Origin of the sequence: Streptomyces himalayensis subsp. himalayensis (genome assembly GCF_013778455.1) — a bacterium.
Classification (GTDB): domain Bacteria; phylum Actinomycetota; class Actinomycetes; order Streptomycetales; family Streptomycetaceae; genus Streptomyces; species Streptomyces himalayensis.
Genome location: NZ_JACEHE010000009.1, coordinates 180,357 through 205,730, shown reverse-complemented (window position 1 = coordinate 205,730; position 25,374 = coordinate 180,357). Strand labels below are relative to the sequence as shown.

Annotated in this window: 20 protein-coding genes; 15 read left to right on the top strand and 5 right to left on the bottom strand. The window is 70.7% G+C overall.

Annotated features, from left to right (window positions below; translation table 11 throughout):
- Window positions 1-21: 21 nt before the first annotated feature.
- From H1D24_RS17330 to H1D24_RS17305, 6 genes are all read left to right on the top strand, one after another.
- On the top strand, window positions 22-2,325 hold the full coding sequence (locus H1D24_RS17330) for a serine/threonine-protein kinase (RefSeq protein WP_181658477.1): 2,304 nt from the start codon (window positions 22-24) through the stop codon (window positions 2,323-2,325).
- A 303-nt stretch (window positions 2,326-2,628) separates the two neighbouring features.
- Entirely contained in the window at window positions 2,629-4,179 is a 1,551-nt protein-coding gene (locus H1D24_RS17325) for a phytoene desaturase family protein (protein WP_181658476.1), read from the top strand.
- Window positions 4,180-4,283: 104 nt separating this feature from the next.
- Entirely contained in the window at window positions 4,284-5,393 is a 1,110-nt protein-coding gene (locus H1D24_RS17320) for a nitronate monooxygenase (RefSeq protein WP_181658475.1), read from the top strand.
- Window positions 5,390-6,940, top strand: a complete 1,551-nt coding sequence (locus H1D24_RS17315) for an acyl-CoA synthetase (RefSeq protein WP_181658474.1) — start codon at window positions 5,390-5,392, stop codon at window positions 6,938-6,940. Before H1D24_RS17320 ends, H1D24_RS17315 begins: the two co-directional genes overlap by 4 nt.
- 60 nt (window positions 6,941-7,000) lie before the next feature.
- The gene (locus H1D24_RS17310; protein WP_374064251.1) at window positions 7,001-7,261 is read left to right on the top strand and encodes a zinc ribbon domain-containing protein; all 261 of its coding nucleotides are present in this window, start codon (window positions 7,001-7,003) and stop codon (window positions 7,259-7,261) included.
- Between the two features lie 300 nt (window positions 7,262-7,561).
- Complete coding sequence (locus H1D24_RS17305; RefSeq protein ID WP_181658473.1) at window positions 7,562-8,260, top strand: alpha/beta fold hydrolase; 699 nt, start codon at window positions 7,562-7,564, stop codon at window positions 8,258-8,260.
- A 33-nt stretch (window positions 8,261-8,293) separates the two neighbouring features.
- Here H1D24_RS17305 and H1D24_RS17300 read toward each other — a convergent pair whose 3' ends face one another.
- Entirely contained in the window at window positions 8,294-9,658 is a 1,365-nt protein-coding gene (locus tag H1D24_RS17300) for an MBL fold metallo-hydrolase (protein WP_181658472.1), read from the bottom strand.
- A gap of 190 nt (window positions 9,659-9,848) precedes the next feature.
- Here H1D24_RS17300 and H1D24_RS17295 point away from each other — a divergent pair, with 190 nt between their 5' ends.
- Window positions 9,849-10,112: a hypothetical protein gene (locus H1D24_RS17295; protein WP_181658471.1), complete on the top strand. Its 264-nt coding sequence runs from the start codon at window positions 9,849-9,851 to the stop codon at window positions 10,110-10,112.
- Between the two features lie 440 nt (window positions 10,113-10,552).
- Here the strand turns inward: H1D24_RS17295 and H1D24_RS17290 are convergent, their stop codons facing one another.
- Complete coding sequence (locus tag H1D24_RS17290) at window positions 10,553-12,220, bottom strand: acyl-CoA synthetase (RefSeq protein WP_181658470.1); 1,668 nt, start codon at window positions 12,218-12,220, stop codon at window positions 10,553-10,555.
- Window positions 12,221-12,421: 201 nt separating this feature from the next.
- On the opposite strand from H1D24_RS17290, the gene H1D24_RS17285 reads away from it, so the two are divergent.
- The 6 genes from H1D24_RS17285 to H1D24_RS17260 all read left to right on the top strand — a co-directional run bounded on the left by H1D24_RS17285 (window position 12,422) and on the right by H1D24_RS17260 (window position 17,888).
- Window positions 12,422-13,222 (top strand): crotonase/enoyl-CoA hydratase family protein, encoded by an 801-nt coding sequence (locus H1D24_RS17285; protein WP_181658469.1) that lies wholly within the window; start codon window positions 12,422-12,424, stop codon window positions 13,220-13,222.
- Window positions 13,223-13,264: 42 nt separating this feature from the next.
- Window positions 13,265-14,209 (top strand): Zn-ribbon domain-containing OB-fold protein, encoded by a 945-nt coding sequence (locus H1D24_RS17280; RefSeq protein WP_181658468.1) that lies wholly within the window; start codon window positions 13,265-13,267, stop codon window positions 14,207-14,209.
- Window positions 14,210-15,274, top strand: a complete 1,065-nt coding sequence (locus H1D24_RS17275) for a thiolase family protein (protein WP_258564122.1) — start codon at window positions 14,210-14,212, stop codon at window positions 15,272-15,274.
- Window positions 15,271-16,455, top strand: coding sequence for a thiolase family protein (locus H1D24_RS17270; protein ID WP_181658467.1), 1,185 nt, complete (start codon window positions 15,271-15,273; stop codon window positions 16,453-16,455). The genes H1D24_RS17275 and H1D24_RS17270 overlap by 4 nt, the downstream gene beginning before the upstream one ends.
- A gap of 105 nt (window positions 16,456-16,560) precedes the next feature.
- Window positions 16,561-16,806: a DUF397 domain-containing protein gene (locus H1D24_RS17265; protein ID WP_181658466.1), complete on the top strand. Its 246-nt coding sequence runs from the start codon at window positions 16,561-16,563 to the stop codon at window positions 16,804-16,806.
- Between the two features lie 161 nt (window positions 16,807-16,967).
- On the top strand, window positions 16,968-17,888 hold the full coding sequence (locus H1D24_RS17260; RefSeq protein WP_181658465.1) for a universal stress protein: 921 nt from the start codon (window positions 16,968-16,970) through the stop codon (window positions 17,886-17,888).
- Window positions 17,889-17,994: 106 nt separating this feature from the next.
- Here H1D24_RS17260 and H1D24_RS17255 read toward each other — a convergent pair whose 3' ends face one another.
- On the bottom strand, window positions 17,995-18,738 hold the full coding sequence (locus H1D24_RS17255) for a leucine-rich repeat domain-containing protein (RefSeq protein ID WP_181658549.1): 744 nt from the start codon (window positions 18,736-18,738) through the stop codon (window positions 17,995-17,997).
- Window positions 18,739-19,003: 265 nt separating this feature from the next.
- Between H1D24_RS17255 and H1D24_RS17250 the strand changes: the two genes are divergently transcribed.
- Window positions 19,004-19,504: a hypothetical protein gene (locus H1D24_RS17250; protein WP_181658464.1), complete on the top strand. Its 501-nt coding sequence runs from the start codon at window positions 19,004-19,006 to the stop codon at window positions 19,502-19,504.
- A gap of 223 nt (window positions 19,505-19,727) precedes the next feature.
- On the opposite strand, the gene H1D24_RS17245 is transcribed toward H1D24_RS17250, so the two are convergent.
- Window positions 19,728-21,725: an N-acetylmuramoyl-L-alanine amidase gene (locus tag H1D24_RS17245; protein ID WP_181658463.1), complete on the bottom strand. Its 1,998-nt coding sequence runs from the start codon at window positions 21,723-21,725 to the stop codon at window positions 19,728-19,730.
- Between the two features lie 600 nt (window positions 21,726-22,325).
- On the bottom strand, window positions 22,326-23,498 hold the full coding sequence (locus H1D24_RS17240) for an aminoglycoside phosphotransferase family protein (RefSeq protein WP_181658462.1): 1,173 nt from the start codon (window positions 23,496-23,498) through the stop codon (window positions 22,326-22,328).
- Between the two features lie 234 nt (window positions 23,499-23,732).
- Between H1D24_RS17240 and H1D24_RS17235 the strand changes: the two genes are divergently transcribed.
- Window positions 23,733-25,232, top strand: coding sequence for a DNA-binding protein NsdB (locus H1D24_RS17235; RefSeq protein ID WP_181658461.1), 1,500 nt, complete (start codon window positions 23,733-23,735; stop codon window positions 25,230-25,232).
- Window positions 25,233-25,374 lie beyond the last annotated feature (142 nt).

Here is a 25,374-nt window from a genome sequence, read left to right as displayed (position 1 = left end):
TGACGGGGGCGACTGCACGAAATGGCGGACACCAGGCTGATCCAGGGCCGGTACCGGCTGCTCGACCTGATCGGTCGCGGCGGCATGGGCGAGGTGTGGCGTGCGCGCGACGAGTCCCTGGGGCGGAGAGTCGCTGTCAAGTGCCTCAAGCCGCTCAGCCCCGGGCATGACCAGTCCTTCACGCGCGTCCTGCGGGAGCGGTTCCGCCGCGAGGCGCGCGTCGCGGCCGCGCTGCAGCACCGCGGCGTCACCGTCGTGCACGACTTCGGCGAACACGACGGCGTGCTCTATCTCGTGATGGAGCTGCTGGAAGGCCGCAACCTCAGCCAGGTCCTGGAGGACAACAAGCACCATCCGCTGCCGGTGACCGACATCCTGGACATCGCCGAACAGGTCGCCGCCGCCCTCGCGTACACGCATGAACAGGGCATCGTGCACCGGGATTTGAAGCCCGCCAACATCATGCGGCTCACCGACGGCTCGGTGAAGATCTGCGACTTCGGCATCGCACGGCTGGGCCACGACATCGGCTTCACATCGCGGCTGACCGGCACCGGAATCGCGATGGGCACCCCGCACTACATGTCGCCCGAGCAGATCAGCGGCGAGGGCGTCGACCAGCGCAGCGACCTGTACTCCTTCGGCTGCGTGCTGTACGAACTCGCCACCGGGGCCCCGCCGTTCGACCTGGACGACGCCTGGGCGGTGCTCGTCGGGCACCGGGACACGCAGCCCGAGCCGCCCCGCAGCCACCGCGCGGAACTGCCCGAGTACGTCGAGGAGCTCATCCTCGGCCTGCTCGCCAAGGAACCCGACGAACGCCCCCGCGACGCCCGCGAACTGGCGCGCAGCATCGCGGCGGGCCGCAGCGGCGCCACGTACGTCCCGACCGTGGTGACGCCCCCCGTGACCGGGGCTGGGGACGCGCCCCCGCAGGCCGGTGCCGACGATGCGCCACTGCGGCCGCCCGCCGAGCGCCCGGAGCAGCCGGCGTCGCGCGAGCCGCGGCTGCCGTCGTGGACTCGCGGCATGACCACGGGCCACAAGGCGAGCGCCGCCGCCTCGCTCCGTACGACGCCGCCGGACGCGGCGGCGGGCCTCACCGGTGAGTGGATCCCGCGATCCGACGCCCGCCGGCCCGCCGAACCGGTGCAGCCGGACCGGCCAACCCCGCCCCCCGAGGTGCTCGCCGCGCTCGTCTCCCGGCACAACGCGGGCCTGAGCCTGGGACGGCTCGGCCGATGGGAGGAGGCAGGCGAGGTGCACCGCGCGGTGGCCGCGGAACGCGAACACCTGCTCGGCCCCGACCACCCCGACACCCTCGCCAGCTTCTACGAGGTCGGGTTCACCCTCAGCCGCACCGGCCGCGCCGCGGATGCCCTGCGGCAGTACGAGCGCGTCGCCCAGGGCCGTGCGCGCACCATGGGCGACGGGCATCCGGACACCCTCGCCGCCCGCCAGGAGACGGCGTACGTCCTCGGCCAGCTCGGCCGGCACTTCGAGGCACACCAGGTGTACACCGCGGTGCTCGCCCAGCGGGAGCGCGCCATGGGGTCCGACCACCCCGACACGCTGCGCTGCCGCCACAACCTCGCCTTCAACCTCGGCCGGCTCGGCAGGCTTGAGGACTCGTACCGCATGGCGCAGCAGGTCGCGACGGGACGTGCGCGCGTGCTCGGCGCCACCCACCCCGACACGCTCGTCACCCGCTACGAGGTCGCCTACGCACTCGGGCAGTTGGGCCGCTGGCCGGAGGCTCTCCAGACCTACCGGGAGGTCGCCGACGCCCGCGCGCAGGCGCTGGGCCCCGACCACCCGGACACCCTCGCGGCACGCTACGAGGTGGGCATCAGCCTCGGACGTCTGGGCCGTAGCGCGGAGGCTCTGACGCTCTACCGCGACCTCGTCGACAACCGCACGCGCGTGCACGGGCCCGCCCATCCCGAGACGCTGCGCGCCCGGCACGGCCTGGGCGTCAATCTCGGGCGGCTCGGGCGCTGGGAGGAGGCGCTCGCCGAGGCCCGTGACGTGTGCACGATCCGGGAGCGCATTCTCGGGCCCGATCACCCCGACACGCTGGTCAGCCACCGCGAGGTCGCTGTCGGGCTCGGCTGGCTCGGCCGCTGGGCCGACGCGCTCACCGAGTACCGCCGGGTCGCGGCGGCCCGCGAACGCGTCCTCGGCGCCGACCATCCCGACGCGCTGGCCAGCCGCAACGACGAGGCGCACTGCCTGGAGCAGCTCGGGCGTTCCACGGAGGCGGTGGAGCTGTACCGCAGGGTGGCGGCGCTGCGGCAGCGGCGGGGGGTGGGCGGGCACGGGTAGGGTGCCGCCTCTGATCGGGGCCCGCCCCGGTGCTGACCGCGGGGCCGCCACCGCTGACCCGCTGTGGGCGGTCGTTCCTCCCCCCAGTGCCTTAAGGGCCTGGGAGGTGCTCCCAGAGTAGGGGGACCGGACCCCCATCGCCTGGGGGCACCTCCATCGGTAGCTGGGGAGGAACGCCTGCCCACAACGGTGGGCGTGCCTGCGCCTCTGCGTCGCGGAACGACCGCCCACAACGGTGGGGGCACGCCCTCTCCGCTGAGAGCAGGGCTGCCCACAGCAGCCACTCCCGTGTTACGAAGAACCATGCCTGCACGCGAGCACTACGACGTCGTCATCGTCGGCGGAGGCCACAACGGCCTCGTCGCCGCCGCCTACCTCGCCCGCGCCGGCCGCTCCGTGCTGCTGCTGGAGCGGCTCGGCAGCACGGGCGGCGCCGCGGTGTCGACCCGCCCCTTCGCCGGGGTCGACGCCCGCCTCTCCCGCTACTCGTACCTGGTGAGCCTGCTCCCGCAGAAGATCGTCCGCGACCTGGACCTGACCTTCACCACCCGGAAGCGCACCGTGTCCTCGTACACACCCGTCGAGCGGGCCGGCCGCGCGACGGGACTGCTCGTCGGCGGCGGCCCCGACCGCACTCGGGAGTCGTTCGAGCGGCTCACCGGCGGCGATGCCGAGTACACGTCATGGCTCGCCTTCTACGACACGACCCGCCGCGTCGCCGAACGCGTCTTCCCGACGCTGACGGAGCCACTGCCCGACCGCGACGAGCTGCGCCGCCGCATCGACGACGACGGGGCCTGGCGCATGCTGTTCGAAGAGCCCATCGGTGCGGCGATCGAGGCGCGCTTCTCCGACGACCTGGTCCGCGGCGTCGCCCTCACCGACGCTCTCATCGGCACCTTCGCGGACGCCCACGACCCGTCCCTGAAGCAGAACCGCTGCTTCCTCTACCACGTCATCGGCGGGGGAACGGGTGACTGGGACGTGCCGGTCGGCGGCATGGGCGCCCTGACCGACGCTCTCGCCTCAGCCGCACGCACGGCCGGCGCGGAGATCGTCACCGGGCATGAGGCGACCCGCGTCGAGACGGACGGACGGAAGGCGGACGTCACGTACCGGACGCGGGAGGGCGAAGGCACCGTCGCCGCGCGCCATGTCCTCGTGGGCGCCTCACCCCAGGTGCTGGCATCCCTCCTCGGCGACGAACCGCCCGTACCCGCCGAAGGGGCCCAGCTGAAGGTCAACATGCTGTTGAAGCGACTGCCGCGGCTGCGCGACACCGCCGTGGACCCGCGTGAGGCGTTCGCCGGGACCTTCCACATCGCCGAGGGCTACGACCAGCTGGCCGCCGCCCACGCCGAGGCCGCCGCCGGACGGCTGCCCAGTGCCCCGCCCTCCGAGATCTACTGCCACTCGCTCACGGACCCCACCATCCTCGGCCCGGACCTCGTGGAGCGCGGCTACCAGACGCTCACCCTCTTCGGCCTGCACACCCCCGCCCGGCTCTTCGAGCGCGACAACGACGGCGCCCGCGAAGAACTGCTCAAGTCGACCCTGGCCCAGCTCGACGCCCACCTCGCCGAACCCCTCGCGGACTGCCTCGCCACCGACGCGGACGGCAGACCCTGCATCGAGGCCAAGACCCCACTCGACCTCGAACGAGACCTGCGGCTGCCCGGCGGCAACATCTTCCACCGCGACCTCGCCTTCCCGTACGTCCAGGAGGGCACGGGACGCTGGGGTGTGGAGACCCGGCACGCGAACGTCCTGCTGTGCGGCGCGGGCGCGGTCCGCGGCGGTGGTGTCAGCGGGATCCCCGGGCACAACGCGGCCATGGCCGTACTCGGGCAGTAGCACACGTCGACGGCCCGCACCGCGAAGTGTCCGGCACGGCAAAAATCTGACACTGCATCAGAAAATCTCTTCCGTCGTCCGAGCCGCTGCGGCATCCTGCGCCCATGGAGACGGAGCTGAGCAAGAAACTGGGGATCGAGCACGCCATCTTCGGCTTCACGCCGTTCCCGGCGGTGGCCGCCGCCATCAGCAGGGCCGGCGGATTCGGGGTGCTCGGCGCTGTCCGCTACACAGCCCCCGACGAGCTGAAACGCGATCTCGACTGGATCGAGGCCCACGTCGAAGGCAAGCCGTACGGCCTCGACGTCGTCATGCCCGCCAAGAAGGTGGAGGGCGTCACCGAGGCCGATGTCGAGGCGATGATCCCGGAAGGGCACCGGCAGTTCGTCAAGGAAACGCTCGCCAAGCACGGCGTACCCCAACTCGCCGAGGGCGAGGCGTCCGGCTGGCGCATCACCGGCTGGATGGAACAGGTGGCCCGCACCCAACTCGACGTCGCCTTCGACTATCCGATCAGACTCCTCGCCAACGCCCTGGGCTCGCCGCCCGCGGACGTCATCAAGCGGGCCCACGACCAGGGCGTGCTCGTGGCGGCCCTCGCGGGCAGCGCACGGCACGCACGCAAGCACGCCGACGCGGGCATCGACATCGTGGTCGCCCAGGGGTACGAAGCGGGCGGCCACACCGGAGAGATCGCATCCATGGTGCTCACCCCCGAAGCCGTCGAGGCGGTCGCGCCGTTGCCCGTGCTGGCCGCGGGCGGCATCGGCAGCGGCGAACAAGTAGCGGCCGCGCTCACCCTCGGCGCTCAAGGTGTATGGCTCGGCTCTCTATGGCTGACCACCACCGAGGCCGAGCTCCATTCGCGGGCGCTGACGCGCAAGCTTCTGGCCGCCGGATCGGGCGACACGGTCCGTTCCCGCGCCCTTACCGGCAAGCCCGCCCGTCAGCTGCGCACCGAGTGGACCGACGCCTGGGACGATCCGGCAGGGCCAGGCCCGCTTCCCATGCCCCTCCAGGGCCTGCTCGTCGCCGAGGCCGTCTCGCGTATCCAGAAGTACGAGGTCGAGCCGCTGCTCGGCACGCCCGTCGGGCAGATCGTCGGCCGCATGAACAGCGAACGCAGCGTCCAGGCCGCCTTCGACGACCTGACCCGCGGTTTCGAGCGCGCCGTCGACCGCCTCAACCGCATCGCGGGAAGGGGGCTGCGATGAGCGGGAGCCCGAACGGTTTCTGGGCGCAGGCGGCCGCGGACCCGGACCGCCCGATCCTCATCGCGCCCGACGGAGACCAGTGGACGGCAGGCCGCCTGCTCGCCGCTGCCAACCGTGTGGTGCACGGGCTGCGCGCCGCCGGGCTCGAGCGGGGCGACGCGTTCGCGGTCGTGTTGCCCAACGGGGTCGAGTTCTTCACAGCGTATCTGGCCGCTCAGCAGGCCGGTTTCTACCTCGTGCCCGTCAACCACCACCTCGTCGGACCCGAGATCGCCTGGATCGTCGCCGACTCCGGCGCCAAAGTGCTCATCGCACACGAGCGGTTCGCCAGCACCGCGCGGCAGGCCGCCGACGAGGCGAAGCTCCCGGCCGGGAACCGGTACGCCGTCGGCGCCGTTGAAGGCTTCCGTCCGTACGCCGAACTCCTCGACGGACAGCCCGATTCCGCGCCAGCCGACCGCACCCTCGGCTGGGTCATGAACTACACGTCTGGCACCACCGGCCGCCCCCGCGGCATCCGCAGGCCGCTGCAGGACAAACTGCCCGAGGAGGCCTATCTCGGCGGCTTCCTCGGCATCTTCGGCATCAAGCCGTTCGACGACAACGTGCATCTCGTGTGTTCGCCGCTGTACCACACGGCGGTGCTCCAGTTCGCGGGCTCTTCGCTGCACATCGGCCACCAACTGGTGCTGATGGACAAGTGGACACCCGAGGAGATGCTGCGCCTCATCGACCAGTACCGGTGCACCCACACGCACATGGTCCCCACCCAGTTCCACCGCCTGCTCGCGCTGCCCGACGAGGTGCGGGCCGCCTACGACGTGTCGTCCATGCGACACGCCATCCACGGCGCCGCACCGTGCCCCGACCATGTGAAGCGGGCGATGATCGACTGGTGGGGGAGCTGCGTGGAGGAGTACTACGCGGCCAGCGAGGGCGGCGGCGCCTTCGCCACCGCCGAGGACTGGCTGAAGAAGCCCGGCACGGTCGGCAAGGCCTGGCCCATCAGCGAACTCGCGATCTTCGACGACGACGGCAAGCGGCTGCCGGCCGGCGAACTCGGCACGGTCTATATGAAGATGACGACCGCCGGCTTCAGCTACCACAAGGACGATTCCAAGACGAAGCAGAACCGCATCGGCGACTTCTTCACCGTCGGCGACCTCGGGTTCCTCGACGAGGACGGGTACCTCTACCTCCGCGACCGCAAGATCGACATGATCATCTCGGGCGGCGTCAACATCTACCCCGCCGAGATCGAGGCCGCCCTCCTTACTCATCCCGCGGTCGCCGACGCCGCCGCCTTCGGCATCCCGCACGACGACTGGGGCGAGGAGGTCAAGGCCGTCGTCGAACCCGCCGAAGGCCACGAGCCCGGTGAGGCCCTGGCCGCCGACATCCTCGCCCACTGCGAGCGCCAACTCGCCGGGTACAAGCGGCCCAAGAGCGTGGACTTCATCGCGTCGATGCCGCGCGACCCCAACGGCAAGCTGTACAAGCGGCGGCTGCGCGAGCCGTACTGGGAGGGGCGCACGCGGGCTGTGTGATCTCCACGAGGCTGCCCCCGACCAAGCTCGCCTTCTACCACCAGGAACCTTGGGTCGAACATGGTCAAGTCCGCCAGGGGAACTGTGGAAGCCCCAGGCAAGAACGTCCGGCAGAAGGCCGGACTGAACCGCTCGATCGCAGGCGAGGCGTGGGGCCGCACGGTCACCATGCTCGAGTACAAGCTCGCCGACCGGGGCGGACACCTGACCAAAGCTCCCGCCCCGAACACCTCTCTGTGCTGCCACGCGTGCGGCTACAGCATGCCCGGCAGCCGCGAGACACAGGCCCGCTTCGACTGCAAGAACCCCACGTGCGGCTAGTCCGGCAACGCCGACACCAACGCCTCGTGCAACATCGAGATCGCAACCAGAAACACAGCGCCCCAGGACATTGTGGGGGCCAGGACGTGGAGCCTTCGCCGTTGGGCCGGCTGTGAAGCGTCGACCATCCCGTAAGCCGCACTGTGGAGGGAAAGAGGGAGCTACGGGACCGCTTCAGTACGTGAAGGAGAGTTGCGTGAGGTGCGCCGGGCGCACCGTGACCTCATTCGCCGGAGGCTGAACGCTGCGCTCACGCCTACTGGACGGGTACCGCACGACCCGCGGGTTACGGTCACTGGCATGGACACCCAAACTGTTCGGGCGAACGGAATCAGGCTCGCCTACCGTGCTTGGGGATCTGACGACGCCCCACCCGGTGCGGCGCCCGCCGTGCTGCTCCACTGCCGTGGCGCCGACAGCACGGACTGGGACTGGATCGCCAGCCCATTGTCCGCCGCGCGCCGCGTCTACGCCCTGGATCTGCGCGGGCACGGCCGCAGCGACTGGCCCGGCACGTACACGTACGAGTCGATGCGCGACGACGTGCTCGCCTTCCTCACCGTCCTCGGTATCGAGCGCGTCGATCTCGTCGGGCACTCCCTCGGCGGAGCCGCCGCGTACCTGCTCGCGCAGCAGCACCCGGAGCGTGTACGCCGCCTCGTACTCGAGGACGTGCCCGCCCCCTTCCCGCTGAACCCGCCACGCCCGCCGGCGGAACGCCGGGACGCCGACCTGCCCTTCGACTGGGCGATGGTCCTCCAGACCGATGAACAGCGCAACACGCCCGATCCAGTGTGGTGGGAGCACATGGGGAGGATCACCATGCCCACGCTGCTTGTCGGCGGCGGCCCAACTAGCCTCATCCCGCAGGACCACATCGCCGTTCTCGCGGACCGCCTCCCCGACACCCGGCTGGTCACGATCGACGCCGGCCACCTCGTGCACGAGACTCGTCCGAAGGAGTTCCTGGCGGCTGTGGAGGCGTTCCTCGGCGATTGAGCAGGCGGGCGTCACCGGCCCTTCCGTAAGCGGTCACTCGCCTGCCTCCAACTGGAGCCCCGTGGCGCGGGCCCAGTCGTCAGGCCCTCCGACGAGGGCGGCGACGTCGTGCCGGCCGGCGCGTTGCAGGATGCTCGCGGCGGTCATGGCGCGCAGGCCGCGCCCACAGGCGACCACCACATCGGCCGGTGCCTCGTCCGCACGGGCCGCCAGCTCGCCGAGCTCGACACTGACCGCGCCCGGGATGTGCCCCGCAACGTGCTCGGACCGCTGCCGGATGTCGAGGACCGGGCGGTCGCCGATCTGGTCGGCCGTAACGAGCTCGACGTTCTGCTGCTCTCCGCCGTCAGAGTCCCAGGCGTCCATGCCCCCTGCGAGATGTCCGGCCAGTCGCTCGTACCCGATCTTCAGGGCCTGCCAGATGACTTCGGCGAGGTCCTGCCCGGGTGCGGCGATGAAGACGAGAGGGGCGTCCGGGGGCAGCAGCCAGCCCAGCCAGGTGGCGAACTGCTCGCGCAGCCGAATGGAGATCGCGCCCGGGATGTGTCCGGTCGCGAAGTGAGCCACCGGGCGTACGTCCACGATCTGTGCACCACGGGCGACCGCGGCCCGTACGTCTGCCGGCGTCAGCGGGGCCAGCCGGGGCTGCGAGCCCAAGACCGCGGGTCCGCGCCGGTTGATCTCGGTGAGCCTGTCGAAGTACGCCGGGTAGGAACCGAGGCTCCCCAGCAGCTGCCGTACGAAGGCGTCCTCGTCAGGGGCCGTGAGCAGGGGGTTGGAGGAGCGCTGGTCGCCGAGGGTCGTGGTGCGTTTCGCGCCGGCCGGGGCCGTGCAGAAGGAGCCCGCGCCGTGCGTGGGCCAGACGGCCACCTCGTCCGGCAGTCTGGCGAGCCGCCTCAACGAGCGGTACTGGGCTCGGGCGAACTCCTCCGTTCGGTCGGCGCCCAGCAGATCGGTCCGGGCGGCGGAGCCGACGATCAGCGATCCGCCGGTGAACACGCCGAGGGCGCGGGCGCCGTCCAGCAGCAGGTAGGACAGGTGCTCGTCGGTGTGGCCGGGCGTGGCCAGCGCCCGCAGGGTCAGTCCGCTCACGTCCACCTCGTCGCCGTCGCGCAGAGGCCGGTGAGGATACGCACGGTGCCCGGCGGCGGACGCGAGGACCGTGGCCCCCTCGTCGTGCGCCAGCTGCACGGATCCGGTCAGGAAGTCGGCGTGCAGGTGGGTGTCGGCGGCGAACGCGATCCGCAGCCCGTGCCGCTCCGCCGCCTTCCGCAGGCCACGCAGGTCCCGGCTCGCGTCCACGGCCAGGGCCCGCCCGTCGCCGAGGTCGACGAGATAGGCGCTGTTGCCCAGCCCGGCGTCGGCCAGCGACATCAGATGATCGTCGGTGAAACCCATCAGTCCTCCAGGTGCCTCGGCTGTCCCGGCGCTCCAGCACCCTCTGATGGATCGGTACCCTCCGCGGCGGTGCCTACCACGCCGTAGGCACCGCGAGAGGGCTGCGCGAGGCCCGCGGGAGGGCTGCGGGAGGCCTGCGGGAGTGCTGCGGGAGGCCTGCGGGAGTGCTGCGGGGGTGCGGGAGTGCAGCGTGAGCCGCGCGCAGAGTGCTCGTCGGCTGCTCGTCGACCGCTTGGGACGAGCGCCTTTCGCCGCGGTCTCCGCAGCCCTGCTCGAGCGCCTGGCCGGGCAGCTCGGCGGCCGTGCCTCGACGACCACCGTCTACGGTGAGCTTGTCATGGTCACCCGGGAAGGCATCACGGTCGTTCCAGCCGCCGAGCCGGTTCCGGTCCGGCGTCCGGCCGGGCTGTTCGCGTCTGGCGGCCGGCCGGGCCGTCCCCGTTCCGGTGGCTGAGCTGTCCGCGTTCCGGGGTCCGGCGAGCTGTTCCCGTTGCGGTGTCGAGGCCGTCCCCGGTCCGGCGTCTGGCGGGCTGTTCCTGTTGCGGTGTCGAGGCCGTCCCCATTCCGGTGGCTGAGCTGTCCGCGTTCCGGCGTCTGGGCTGTTCCCCGGTCCGGCGTCCGGCCGTTCCCGTTTCCTGGCGCCGAGTCGTCCCCGTTCCGGCCGCCGAGCCGCGCCCGGTCCGGTGTCCGAATCGTCCCTGTTTCCTGCCGCCGAGTCGTCCCCGTTCCGGCCGCCCATCCGTCCGTCCAGACCACGGCTTCGGCGGCGTCACCAGGCGAGGGGCCGGCGGGCTCGTCCTCAAGCGCCGGACGGGCTGAAATCAGCCCGTCCGGCGAAGACCGACCTCAGCCGGCCGCGGCGGTGGGCGGTGCCCAAGAGCCGGGCTCCGCCGCCTACTCGCCCCCCGCCGCGCCTCCTGCCGCGGCCCCCGCCGCGCCTCCCGCCGCGGCCCCCTCCGCCGCCACCGCCCGCGCCCACCGATAGTCCGCCTTGCCGCTCGGTGAACGCTGGATCCGGTCCGTGAGCACCAGCTGGCGGGGGATCTTGTAACCCGCGAGACGGGCACGGCAGTGGGCCTGGATGTCGTTCAAGGAGGGCCGTGCCGCACCCTCGCGCAGCTGCACCACGGCCGCCACATGGTTGCCCCACTTCGTATCCGGCACGCCGGCCACCAGCGCGTCGTACACATCCGGATGGGCCTTGAGCGCCTGCTCGACCTCCTCCGGATAGACCTTCTCACCGCCCGTGTTGATGCACTGCGAGCCCCGGCCGAGGACGGTGACGACGCCTTCCTCGTCGACCGTCGCCATGTCGCCGAGCAGCACCCACCGCTCGTCACCCTTCCGGAAGAACGTCTCGGCGGTCTTCTGGGGATCGTTGTAGTAGCCGAGAGGCACATGGCCGCGCTGCGCGACACGCCCCACGTCCCCGGGCGCCACGGGCTCGTGCGTCACGGGGTCCACCACTTGCGTACGGGCGTTGACGCGTACCCGGAAGCCCGTGTCCGGTCCCGAGTCGGCCGTCGCGGTGCCGTTGAAGCCGGATTCGGAGGAGCCGAAGTTGTTCAGCAGCATCACGTTCGGGACGAGCGCCAGGAACTGCTCCCGCACGGTCTCGGACAGGACCGCGCCCGACGACGACACGCTGAACATGGAGGAGCAGTCGGTGCCCTTCATCGGGCCGACCAGCGCGTCGATCAGTGGTCGCACCATCGCGTCTCCCACCAGCGACATGCTGGTGACCCGCTCCTTCTCGATGGTGCGCAGCACTTCTTCCGGAACGAACTTGCGGTGCACTACGACGCGTTGCCCGAAGTTGAAGCCGATGAACGCGGTCAGCGTCGAGGTGCCGTGCATCAGCGGGGGAGTGGGGAAGAAGGTGATGCCGTCGCCGCCGGCCGCGACGCGCTCGGCGATCTCCTCCGGCTTCTTCACGGGCTCTCCGGTCGGTGAGCCGCCGCCAAGGCCGGAGAAGAACAGATCCTCTTGGCGCCACATCACGCCTTTGGGCATCCCGGTCGTGCCGCCGGTGTAGATGATGAACAGGTCGTCGGCGGAGCGGGCCGGGAAGCCACGTTCGGGGGAGCCGGACGCCTCCGCCTCCGCGAAGGGAATCGCCGGCACGTCGGGCGCCCCCTCCGGCGGGGCGCCGACGCGCACGAGATGCCGCAGCTTCTCCGTACGCGGCAGCGCGACCGCCACACGTCCGGTGAACTCCGCGTCGAAGACGAGAGCCACCAGGTCCGCGTCCCGGTAGAGGTAGACCAGCTCGTCCTCCACGTACCGGTAGTTGACGTTCACCGGCACGACCCGTGCCTTCAGGCACCCGAGCACAGTCTGGAGGTACTCGATGCCGTTGTAGAGGTGGAGGCCCAGGTGTTCGCCGGGGCGGATGCCGCTGTCGATCAGATGGTGGGCGATGCGGTTGGCCGCCGCGTCGAGCTGGGCGTAGGTGAGCCGGCGCTCCGCCCCGGTGCCCGGGTGGTCGATGTACACGAGTGCCTCGCGGTCGGGCACCACATCGACGACCGACTCGAACAGATCGGCAAGGTTGTACTCCACCGCTCCTCCTGACCCGGCGATCAAAGGACCGTAAACAGGGACCGTCATCGGGCTTACCCCACTGAACCTGGCCGTCATCAGAGCAGAGGCACCCACAACTGGGAAGGGCTCGCACAAGAAATCTGACTGTCAGTCAGAAAACTATTGAACTGGACCCGCGCCTCCTGCAACCTGTTTCAGTCTGAAGACGGGAGGACGGCAATGGGTGGGACGGAACACCTCACCGTGCAGCGGGAAGGCGCCACACTGGTGCTCACGCTCAACAGGCCGGAGGCCAAGAACGCGCTCTCACTGCCGATGCTGGTAGGCCTGTACGACGGGTGGGTCGAGGCCGACGAGGACGACACGGTCCGGTCCGTCGTGCTCGCCGGCGCGGGCGGCGCGTTCTGCGCCGGCATGGATCTGAAAGCGCTCGGGGGCAAGGGGATGGAGGGCCAGCAGTACAGGGACCGGCTCAAGGCCGACCCGGATCTGCACTGGAAGGCGATGCTGCGCCACCACCGCCCCCGCAAACCGGTCATCGCCGCCGTCGAGGGGTACTGCGTCGCGGGCGGCACCGAGATCCTCCAGGGCACCGACATCCGGGTCGCCGGCGAGTCCGCCACCTTCGGGCTCTTCGAGGTCAAGCGCGGCCTCTTCCCCATCGGCGGCTCCACGGTCCGCCTGCAGCGGCAGATCCCCCGTACGCACGCTCTCGAGATGCTGCTCACCGGCCGCCCGTACACCGCCGACGAGGCCGCACGCATCGGGCTGATCGGGCACGTCGTCCCCGACGGCACCGCGCTCGAGAGGGCTCTCGCCATCGCCGAACAGATCAACGCCTGCGGCCCGCTCGCCGTCGAGGCGGTCAAGGCCTCCGTCTACGAGACCGCCGAGATGACCGAGGCGGACGGGCTGAAGTCCGAACTCGAACGCGGCTGGCCGATCTTCGACACCGCCGACGCCAAGGAGGGCGCCCGCGCCTTCGCCGAGAAGCGCCCGCCCGTCTACCGGCGCGCCTGAGCGAGACCGACGCAGACCACGACCGTCCCGCGAGGAGACCCAGTGCCCGAAGTCCTCAAAGCCCCTCTCGTCCTTGAGTTCCCCTTCACCCGCTCCCTCGGTCCCGTCCAGAGCGCTTTCCTCACCGGGTTGCGCGAACGCGTCGTCCTCGGCGTCAAGACCGCCGACGGCAGAACCCTGGTGCCTCCCGTCGAGTACGACCCCGTGACCGCCGAGGAGATACGCGACCTCGTCGAGGTCGCCCCCACCGGCACGGTCACCACCTGGGCCTGGAACCCCGCGCCCCGCCGCGGCCAGCCCCTCCAGGAGCAGTTCGCATGGGTCCTCGTGAAACTCGACGGCGCTGATACCGCTCTCCTGCACGTCCTCGACGCACCGGGACCCGATGCCGTCCACACAGGCATGCGCGTCCGCATCCGCTGGGCCGCGGAACGCTCCGGCGCCATCACGGACATCGCCTGCTTCGAGCCGTACGACGGTTCCCAAGCGCCGCAACTCACGGGGCACGACGGCCCGTTCGAGGAGATGGTGACCGGCATCGTCGCGCCCGCCCGCCTCGACTACACCTACGGGCCGGGCCGCGCCCAGTCCGCCTACATCAACTCCTTGGCCGAGCAGCGGACGGTCGGAGAGCGCTGTCCGTCCTGCCGCAAGGTGTACGTACCTCCGAGGGGCGCATGCCCCACCTGCGGTGTCGCCACAGCGGAACAGGTCGAGGTCGGCCCCCGCGGCACCGTCACCACCTACTGCATCGTCAACATCAAGGCTAAGAACCTCGACATCGAGGTGCCGTACGTCTACGCGCACATCGCCCTCGACGGCGCCGACCTCGCCCTGCACGGGCGCATCGCCGGCATTCCCTACGACCAGGTGCGGATGGGCCTGCGCGTGGAGCCGGTCTGGACCGAGGGCGGCCGCTACCCGGACCACTACCGGCCCACCGGCGAACCCGACGCGGACTACGAGACGTACAAGGAGCTGCTCTAGATGCCAGGCATGCCACCGACGCGCGAGATCGCCGTCGTCGCCTTCGGGCAGACCGACCACCTGCGCACGACCGACGAGCTCTCCGAGGTCGAGATGCTCATGCCGGTGCTGCACGAGGTTCTGGACCGCACCGGCCTCAGGACCAGCGACATCGGCTTCACCTGCTCCGGCTCCAGCGACTACCTCGCCGGCCGTGCCTTCTCGTTCACCATGGCGCTCGACGGCGTCGGCGCCTGGCCGCCCATCTCCGAGTCGCACGTCGAGATGGACGGTGCCTGGGCGCTGTACGAGGCATGGATCAAGCTGCTGACCGGCGAGGCCGACACCGCACTCGTGTACTCATACGGCAAGTCGTCGCCCGGGTCCGTGCGGGACGTGCTGACCCGCCAGCTCGACCCGTACTACGTGGCACCGCTGTGGCCGGACTCGGTGGCCCTCGCGGCTCTGCAGGCTCAGGCGCTGATCGATGCCGGGGACACGGATGAGAGGGCTCTCGCGGGCGTCGCCGCGCGCAGCCGCACAGCCGCCGCTGACAACCCGCACGCCCAGCTGTCCGGTGCGCGTCCCCCGGGCGAGTACGTCGTACGTCCCCTGCGTACCGGGGACTGTCCCCCCGTGGGTGACGGGGCGGCGGCCGTGATTCTCGCCGCGGGCGACCGGGCCCGCGACCTGTGCGAGCGGCCCGCCTGGATCCGCGGGATCGACCACCGCATCGAGGCGCACAGCCTGGGCGTACGGGACCTCACGGACTCGCCGTCGACACGGCTGGCCGCGGAGCGTGCCGGGGCCTTCGAGCGGCCGGTGGACACAGCGGAGTTGCACGCGCCCTTCTCTTCTCAGGAGGTGGTGCTGCGCAAGGCGCTCAGGCTCGACGACACGGTGAACGTCAACCCGTCGGGCGGAGCCCTCTCAGCCAACCCCGTGATGGCCGCCGGCCTCATCCGGATCGGCGAGGCCGCCGCACGCATCCACCGCGGCGACTCCGACCGCGCGCTCGCCCACGCCACGTCCGGCCCGTGCCTGCAGCAGAACCTCGTCGCCGTACTGGAGGGAGACCCGCGATGAGCACAGTGGACAAGGCGGGGAAGGAGCCCGTGGCCGTCGTCGGTATCGGGCAGACCAAGCACGTTGCCGCGCGCCGCGACGTGTCCATCGCGGGGCTCGTCCGCGAAGCAGCCGGGCGGGCCCTCCAGGACGCCGAGTTGACGTGGGCGGACATCGATGCCGTGGTGATCGGCAAGGCACCCGACTTCTTCGAGGGCGTCATGATGCCCGAGCTGTATCTCGCCGACGCGCTCGGCGCCGTCGGAAAACCCATGCTCCGGGTGCACACGGCGGGCTCCGTGGGCGGCTCCACCGCGCTCGTGGCCGCCAATCTGATCGCGGCCCGCGTCCACGGCACGGTCCTGACCCTCGCCTTCGAAAAACAGTCCGAGTCCAACGCCATGTGGGGGCTGTCCCTGCCGATCCCCTTCCAGCAGCCGCTGCTCGCCGGTGCGGGCGGCTTCTTCGCCCCGCACGTGCGCGCGTACATGCGACGCAGCGGCGCGCCTGAGACGGTCGGCTCCCTCGTCGCGTACAAGGACCGGCGGAACGCTCTCAAGAACCCGTACGCGCACCTCCACGAGCACGACATCACCCTGGAGAAGGTCCAGGCGTCCCCGATGCTGTGGGACCCGATCCGCTACTCGGAGACCTGCCCGTCGTCCGACGGCGCGTGCGCCATGGTCCTCACCGACCGCGCCGGCGCCGCCCGCTCACCACGGCCGCCGGCCTGGATGCTGGGCGGGGCGATGCGCAGCGAGCCGACGCTCTTCGCCGGCAAGGACTGCGTATCGCCCCAGGCAGGCAAGGACTGCGCGGCGGACGTGTACCGGCAGGCGGGCATCACCGATCCGCGGCGGGAGATCGACGCTGTCGAGATGTATGTGCCGTTTTCCTGGTACGAGCCGATGTGGCTGGAGAACCTGGGCTTCGCCGACGAGGGTGAGGGCTGGAAGCTGACCGAGTCAGGGGCCACGGAACTCGACGGTGATCTGCCGGTGAACATGTCCGGCGGAGTCCTGTCCACCAACCCCATCGGCGCCTCGGGCATGATCCGTTTCGCCGAGGCGGCCCTCCAGGTGCGCGGACAGGCGGGGGAGCACCAGGTCGACGGCGCCCGCAGGGTGCTCGGACACGCCTACGGAGGCGGCTCGCAGTTCTTCTCCATGTGGCTGGTCGGAGCACAGCCACCGACCGTCTGAGCGGACCGGCGGGCCGGATGCGGCCACGTCCCCGCCGGTGGCCTGTCCGGCGCCCGAACCGCTCGCTAGTCTGGCCGCGGACGACGAACCGGGAGGAGCAGGGACGTGGCCGAGAGCACCATCACGCAGCATCCGCGTGCGGGCTGGGAGAAGCCGGAGCAGCTGGACCTGAGCGGCGCCGAGTGGCGCTCCAGCAGCCGGGGGATGGGGGACGTCGAGATCGCTTTCGTGGAGGGATTCATCGCGATGCGCAACAGCGGCCGCCCGGAGAGTCCGACTCTGATCTTCACTCCGGCCGAGTGGGGGGCTTTTGTGCTGGGCGCGCGGGAAGGGGAGTTCGACCTCACCTGAGGGCCGACACGCGAAATGTCGGCGCACACCACGGCAGGGCGCTCATGGATCATCGATTTCTCCGGACATGTGACCTTTGGCCCTTTTCTCGGGTATTCGCCTGAGCGAGTCTGGCACCGAGGAACTGGTCGAACGTGGCACAGTGCCGGAGACGAGGAACCATGAGCACCCTGCCCGTCATCGCGGCAGTCGACGGATCGGAAGACAGCCTGCGCGCCCTGGAGTGGGCCCTTTCGGAGGCACGGCTGCGCGACGCGCCGCTGCGGGTCGTGCACGTGCGGCAGTACACCGAGTGGACACGGCCCGGCGCCATGGTGGTGATGCCCCTGCCCCCGGCCCCGCAGGGCGATCAGGTCGTGGACCAGGTCCGCGCCTCACTCGCGGGACGAGAGGGTCTACCTCCCGTCGAGTACCTCACGCTGGACGGCGCGCCCTCGGTCGTACTACCGGAGCTCAGCTCCAACGCCCAACTGATCGTGCTCGGCTCACGCGGCCGTGGCGGCTTCGCCAGCCTGCTGCTCGGCTCGAACGGGATCGCCACCGCACGTGACGCCGCCTGCCCGGTCGTGGTGGTGCCGCGCCCTGGACGCGAGGTGCACGGGGAGGCCGCCGGCCCGGCCGAGCCCGGCCCGCGCATCGTGATCGGCGTCTCCGCGGACTCGCCCGACACCCAGGCCCTGGCCTTCGCATTCGAGGCGGCCGCCCGCCGCAGCGCCCGCCTCCAGGTGGTCTCCGCCTATCCCTGGCCCGTCTACGCCTGGTCGGTGCCCACCGACTTCGCGGCGATGTCCCTCGTCGACAAGGACGCGGTGGAAGCCGACACGCACCGTCTGCTGAACGACGTCCTCGCCGCCCACCGCAAGGAACACCCGGACGTGAGGGTGGACGTGTCCGTGTTGGGCGGTGACGCGGCCGGCCATGTCGTCGCCGCATCCAAGGACGCCGACCTGGTGGCGGTGGGCCGCCACCGCCGGCGGCTGCTCCAGCCCGCCCGGATGCTCGGCTCGGTCACGCACGCGGTGCTGCTGCACGCGGCGAGCCCGGTGGCGGTGGTGCCGCCCGCGGCGGAGGACGGCGACTGAGCGCTGTTCCGACAGAGCGGGCGGCGCGGTGGCAGCAGTGGCCCGATGCGGCCAGCCGGGCGGTAGGTCGCGAATGCTCCGGCCGTGTGCCGTCCGGTCCGGGCGCTCAGCGCAATACCACGCAGCCCCTTCGCTCGAGGTCCCGCAGCACATCGCGCGGGACCTCGACGTCGTTCCACCGCAGGTCCAGCTTCTCCAGCGCGGGCAGCTCGGCGAGCCAGCCGGGCAGCTCGCGCAATCGGTTGCTGCGCAGATCGAGCCGCCGCAGCAGCGGCAGGCCGCGCAGCGCCTCCGGCACAGCCGTGAAGGCGTTCTCGCGCAGCTCCAGTTCACGCAGCGCCTGCAGGTGTCGTACGGAATCGGGGAGCGCTCTGAGGCGGTTGCCGCGCAGCCAGAGCTCCCGCAGAGACGCCAGCCCACCGATCGAAGGAGGCAGCGCGGTCAGCCGGTTGTGCTGAGCCCGGAGCTCCACCAGATCCCTCATCGAGCCCAGCGACTCGGGCAGCTCCGTGAGAGCGTTCTCGCCGACGTTCAGATACGCCAGCCGGGTCAGACGACACAAAGAGTCCGGGAGCGAGCCGAGTTCGTTGTCGTGCAGATACAGGAACCGGTCAAGACCCACGAGCTCACCCAGCTCGTCCGGGACACGGGTGAGCCTGTTGTGGCCCAGGTCCAGGGTGTGCAGTGCCTTGAGCGTGCCGATGCGAGCGGGGATGTGAGTGAGAGCGTTGTCCGGCAGCAGCAGAACCGTGAGATCCGGATGGAGCCAAACCTCGTCGGGAACCGTGTCCAGCCCGGCCCGCCAGTACGTGAGGGCGCTCTCGTCTGCCACGCCCTCGTGATCATTCATGGTCACGGCAACTGCTCCGTTCCGGGCATCCATGGGTCATGCACACGTACTAACGCACCACGACAGAGCCACGTCACCCGATCCTGCCAACGAGCGGCAGAGCCACCTCACCCGATCATGCCCACAAGCCGCAGAGCCACCTCACCCGGCCTCGCCTACCAGGGCCGAGCCACGGTCACCCGCCCTTGCCCACCACGGCCGAGCCGCGTTCACCCGGCTCAGCCCCCGCCGCCGCAAAGCCGCCGCGGACACGTACCATGGCCGCATGTCCTTCCTCCGCCGCCGCAGCGCCGCCACACCCGCGGGTCCGGACTTCGACGTCCTGGCCATGGACCCGGGCGACTGGCCTGGCAATCTCGGCGCGGGCCTGCTGCCCGCACCGGACGGCAGCTGCCAGGGCGTGTTCCTGCGGTACGACCTGTTCGGCGGCCGCGGCCCCGCGATGATCATCGGCAATCTGCCCGAGGACTCGCCGGCCCGTGAGACCGCCGAGGGGCAGATCCCGTTCGAGGTCGCGCAGCTGCTGCTGGCGCTGGAGAACGACGAAGAGGTCACCGTCCTCGACACCGAGGACATGCCGGTGATGCAGGGCGACAACCTCTTGATCGTCCGTCGCCTGAAGCTGTCCGAGAGCCGGATCTCCTGCGTGCAGTTCGACCGCAGCGACGGTGTGCTCGTGACGATCGCCGCCTGGGACCGGCCGATCACGGACGATCTGTACGCCCTGCTGAAGCCCCTGCCGGCGGAGCTGTTCCGGCAGGGCTGACCTCAGGGCCTGACCAGCACTGATAAGAGCCTGAAACAGAGACGCCTTCGGTCGAGGCCGACCGCTGCCTGTTCTTCCCAGAGCAGCAGATGTACGCGAGGGCCGGGTCCGCGCCATGCAGACCCGGCCCCCACCATTGCGACGGGGCTACTGCGACGCCAGGAGCGCCAAACGGGGTCCTACGAGGCGGAACGTCGTTCGACCTTCCTCGCCGTCAGTAGCTCTACGACCCCGATTGCACGACTTGCACATCGGCCGCCCGCACGAACGCCACCCGGTGCCCGAACTGGATCTCGTAGTACTCGTCCGCGCCCCGCACCACCTTGTGCGCCGCCGTGTCGAAGGTCGTCGAGTAGTAGTACTCGCCGGGCACCTTGTCACCCACCACGTACCGCTGCCCGGCGAGCAGCTTGTACGGCAGAGGTGAGACCGCCTGGGCGGGCACGCCGGTCGGGTACGCCTCCTTCTCCGGGTATGCGCGTCCGTACACGGATACGTCCGCGGCACCGGTCTTCGGCGTCACCACGAGCCCGGCCGCGTTGACGGCGGTCGGCTGCTTCTTCGGGTTCTTGAACCAGGCCTTCTGCCCCAGGTACCAGATCGCGGTCCAGTCGCCCTCGTGCTCGGCCACCGCGTACTGCTGGCCGGTGGAGACCCGCGAGGCCGTGTCGTTCACGTCGATGGTGGAGTCCTCACCGCCCGGCCGCAGGCCGATGTCCTTGATGAGTGGGGCGTCCTCGCTGGGCTGGGTGTACAGCCGCACGGCACTGGACCCGTGCGCCGCACAGGGCTGGCCCTTCGCGGTGCAGCCTGTGAACTCCGGCCGATGTACGGCGAATTCGGGCAGTACGGTCACCAGCCCACCGCTCGCACTCGCCGTGGCGTGGAACGGCTTCCCCATCAGCGTGAAGTAGTGCTGCCAGTCCCAGTACGGGCCCGGGTCGGTGTGCATTACACGGATGTTGGAGGTGGTCGGCCCTGGGACGTTGTCGTGCCCGAGGATGTGCTGCCGGTCCAGGGGGATGTCGTACTTCTTGGCCAGGTACTGCACGAGCCGCGCCGATGTCCGGTACATGGCCTCCGTGTACCAGGCGTCGGGATCGGCGAGGAAGCCTTCGTGCTCCAGGCCGATCGACTTGGCGTTGACGAACCAGTTGCCCGCATGCCAGGCGACGTCCTTGGCCTTCACGTGCTGGGCGATGTGCCCATCCGTGGACCGCAGCGTGTAGTTCCAGGACACATAGGTCGGGTCCTGCACGAGCTTCAGGGTGGTATCCCAGCTGCCCTCGGTGTCGTGGACGATGATGTAGTCGATCTTCTGGGAGGCGGGCCGGTCGCCCAGGTCGTGGTTGCCGTAGTCGCCGTCGCCGAACTCCTCGTACGGCGCCGGGATCCACTCGCACGCCACGGTCTCGGGGCACTCCGTGTCCCCCTCGTCTGCTTGGCGCAGTCCCATCCGCTCGATCTGGGCCGCGTCCGTCCGAACCGCGGGGGAGGGCGCCAGTTCGACCCGCTGGCCGGCGTCGTTGGTGCGCTGCTCGCCGTCGCGGATCACGGCGAACACGTCGTTGGCATACGTCGCCGCGGTCGCGCTGTCGTCCGCGCCCGAGAAGCGCGCCACCGCCCCGTACCAGTCGGCCGCGTCGCCGCTGAGCGGCTCACCCAGCTGCTTCTGTGCGGCCGCGAGCAGCGCCGCGCCGCCCCGTACGTTCGCGGCCTCGTCCGTGCGCAGCTGCTCGGCGGAGAACCCGGTGAGCTCGGCTGCCTTGGACAACGTCCTCAGGCGAGCGGGGAGTTGGGAATCCTCAGGCACAGTCGCAGTGGACGCCGCAGAGGCCTGCGGGACACGGGCGGTGCGTGAGGAGTCGCCGCGGGCGTCCTCGCCGCCCTCGCTGTGGTGCTGGGTGGCCTCGGCGAGCGCGGCACGGGCATCGGTGAGATGCATCGGACCGTAGCCGCCGGTCACACTGGGAGCCCCGCCGTGTGTGTCCCAGCGGGACTGCAGATAGGATACCCCGAGCAGCACGCTCTGCGGCACGTGGTACTCGGCGGCTGCCGCGGCGAAGGCGTTCTGCAGGCGCTCGCTGGAGGCCGGCTCGGCCGTGCCGGACGGCGCGGCGCCCAGCAGGGGCAGTAACAGGGCGACGGACGCGACGGCTCCCGCCGTGCGACGCGCACCTCCGTGTGCGGCCAGGGTGCGGACAGTGGCGGATCCTCGCAATGCAGCCTCCCGGGGCGGTGGAGCGTGATGGTGCGTGCGGGGCCGGTCGTGCGTCAGTGGTATCGGCTCTCCGACGATCCGTCAATCACGCCCTGCCGCATGGGTTTTCCCATGTCAGCGCCGGTCGGCGGGGTTTTCGCGGGGAGGGCGCCACGGCCAGCGGCGCGTCAGTGGAATGGACCAATGAGCAGCCCAGACGGCGTTTCGCGGCTCGCCCTTACCGCGCGGCCACAGGGCGCCTCACGCAATGGTGAACGGCGCGAACACGTCCACCTGTTCGGGGGAGTCCATGTCGCACGAGGGCGCAGGGGGTATCGCGCCGCGCGCCACCCGGTTGGCTACTTCCGTGGCGCCACGCGACAGGCGAGGGCGCACGAGCGCGACGGTCACGATCCCCGTGCGGCTCGGGCTCATCGAGGGCGATGACCCGCCGGGCGCCACCGTGCTGGCCGGATCCGCGGAGCTGCTGCCCGCGCTAGCCGTCCTCCGGGAGGGGTCGCGCACGCCGGTGGCGTGCCGGGAACACCGCGCCCTCGCCGTGCCGCACACACACAGAGGTCCGCGGTGCGCCTCAAGGCGCACCGCGGACCTCCGTCCCCGTCAGCGAGTGCCGACCGCCGCACGCACGGCCCGGCGGGCCATCTGGCAGTCGTCGTGCAGCCGCCTCAGCAGCAGCCGCTGTTCCTCGCCGGACGGCGCGCCACCAGGGTGGGCAGGACCCGGTGCCGCCGGGGTCGCATCGTGCATCGAACGCTGCACGGCCGTCTCATATGTCCGGATCTCACGCGTCAGGACGAGCATCAGATTGATCAGGAACGCGTCGCGTGAAGCGGGACCAGCGGACTGCGCCAGCTGACTGATCTGCCGCCGCGCCACCGGTGCGTCACCGAGCACCGTCCACAGGGTCGCCAGGTCGTACCCCGGCAGATACCAGCCCGCGTGCTCCCAGTCGACCAACACCGGACCCGATGGTGACAGCAGGATGTTCGACAGGAGTGCATCGCCGTGACAGAACTGCCACAGCCCCTGCCTGCCGGCCGACTGCGCGACCGCGTGAAGCAGCTTCTGCAGATCGCCCATGTCCCGGTCGGTGAGCAGCCCCAGGTCGTGATAGCGGGAGATCTGACGTCCGTAGTCGAGGGGCCTGCCGAACGTCGCCTCGGGCGGCTGCCACTGGTTCAGCCGGCAGATCGCACCGAGCGCCGCCCGTACGTCCGCGCGCGGCGGTGCCTCCATGGGGTGCCGCTGCAGTGCCGCAACCCGACCGGGCATCCGCTCGAGCACCAGCGTGCAGTTGTCCGGGTCCGCGGCGATGAGCCGCGGCACCCGCACCGGCGGCCGGTGCCGGACGAACGAGCGGTATGTCGCTATCTCATGGCGGATCCGCTCCACCCAGGCCGGTGCGTGATCCAATAAGCACTTGGCGACTGCGGTGCTGCGCCCCGTCGTACCGACAAGCAGCACGGAGCGTCCGCTGCGACGCAGCACCTGCACCGGGCTGAACTCCGGGCAGATACGGTGCACCGATGCGATGGCCGTGCGCAGCTGCGCGCCCTGAGGGCCGGACAAGTCGAGTCTCCCGCTGAGCGGTTGCGTACCGAACCCCGGTGCGCGCCGCGCGCGGCCGGCACCGAGCGTCCCGGCCGCCGTGCGCGCGGGGTCGAGATACGGTCCGCTGCCCGGCTGGGCAGGCACCTCCCGCGCCCTCGGGGCAGGAGGGTAGGTGCGCAGCGGCCGTGGGGGTGCGGACACGGAGGACGATGCTGTGTACATGGGCGAACAGATCCCTTCGTGTGCCTGCGAGTAGCCGACGCCGCCCTTCCCCGGCCGCCTCGGTGCACCCTGGGGAATGTCCCTGGGGCCGCCGGGTCGGGGTGGCGCATATCTACCTGACACCCGATGCCCACTGGCAGACCATGTGGCGCACCCTGGCGAACCGTGGCGAATAGTCGCCCAGCAACTGACAGCGGGCTACTGTCAACTCAGCCGAGAACCTGGGGGCTTGACGTGAGCGGACAACCCAACACCCGTCTTTCGGACCTGTTCGGCCTGGCCGGCTGGTCGAAGGGCGAGCTCGCGAGACTTGTGAACCGGCAGGCGGCGGCCATGGGCCACCCCCAGCTGGCAACCGACACCTCGCGCGTGCGGCGTTGGATCGACATGGGAGAAATCCCGCGCGATCCGGTGCCGAGGGTGCTGGCGGCGCTGTTCACCGAGCGACTCGGCCGTGTCGTGACCATCGAGGACCTCGGTCTGGTCCGGCACGGGCGCACGGGGAAACGGCGTGATGACGGGACTGTGGAACATCCCGACGGAGTGCCGTGGGCGCCCGAGCGGACCGCTCAGGTCCTCACCGAATTCACGGGAATGGACCTCATGCTCAACCGACGCGGCTTGGTGGGCGCGGGCGCCGCGCTCGCCGCAGGATCCGCACTCAGCAGCGCCATGCACGACTGGCTGCACACCGATCCGGCCCTCGCGGCCGACTCTCCCGACCTCTACGATCCCCTGCACGCCGAACCCGCTGGTTTCGACCGCTATGAGGCCGCCCCCATCGGCTCCCAGGAGATCGAGGAGCTGGAGCGCTCGGTCGAGGTGTTTCGGGCCTGGGACGCGGCCCGCGGCGGCGGGCTGCAGCGCAAGGCCGTGGTGGGCCAGCTCAACGAAGTGGGCGGCATGCTCGCCTACCACCACCCCGACCATCTGCAGCGCCGCCTGTGGGGCGTCGCCGCCAACCTCGCCGTCCTCGCGGGCTGGATGTCCCACGACGTCGGCCTCGAACCCACCGCCCAGAAGTACTTCGTCATCGCGGCCCACGCGGCCCGCGAGGGCGGTGACCGGCCGCGCGCCGGGGAGGCGCTCTCCCGCGCCGCCCGTCAGATGGTGCACCTCGGCCGGCCCGACGACGCCCTCGACCTGATGAAGCTCGCCAAGTCCGGCTCGGGCCAGGAGACCCTGCCGCGCACCAAGGCCATGCTGTACACCATCGAAGCCTGGGCTCAGGCGTCGATGGGACGCGGCCAGGCCATGCGGCGCACCCTCGGTCAGGCGGAGGATCTCTTCGTCTCCGACAAGGGCGACGTACCGCCACCCAGTTGGATGCAGATGTTCGACGAGGCGGACCTGCACGGTATGCAGGCCCTCGCGTACCGCACCCTCGCCGAACACGAACCGTCCGCGGCCAACACGGCGCAGCGCCATGCCAAGGAGGCCCTGGAGCTCCGGGCGAACGGGCGACAGCGGTCGCAGATCTTCGACTACATCTCGCTGGCGTCGGCCTGCTTCATCGCGGACGACCCGGAGCAGGCGGACCGGTACGCACGGCTGGCGCTGGTGTCGATGGGGTCGAACTCCTCCCAACGCACCTGGGATCGGCTGCGTGAGATGTACCGTCTGACGGCTCACTACGCCGGGTATCCGAAGATCGAGGACCTGCGCGAGGAGATCCAGTTCGCGTTGCCCAAGGACTCTCTGAAGCCGAAGGGCGGACGGCGGGCGCAGGCCTGACCGGGGGAGAGGATCTGTCCTCCTGCCCAGAGCCCTGCAGGGGTAGCTCTGGCGGGAAGCTGCTGATCCCGTGGCCAGTGGATCCAGTCGGTTTTGGGTTTCAACGTGCCCCGCCGGGGGCCCAGAAGCTCGGACGGAGCAA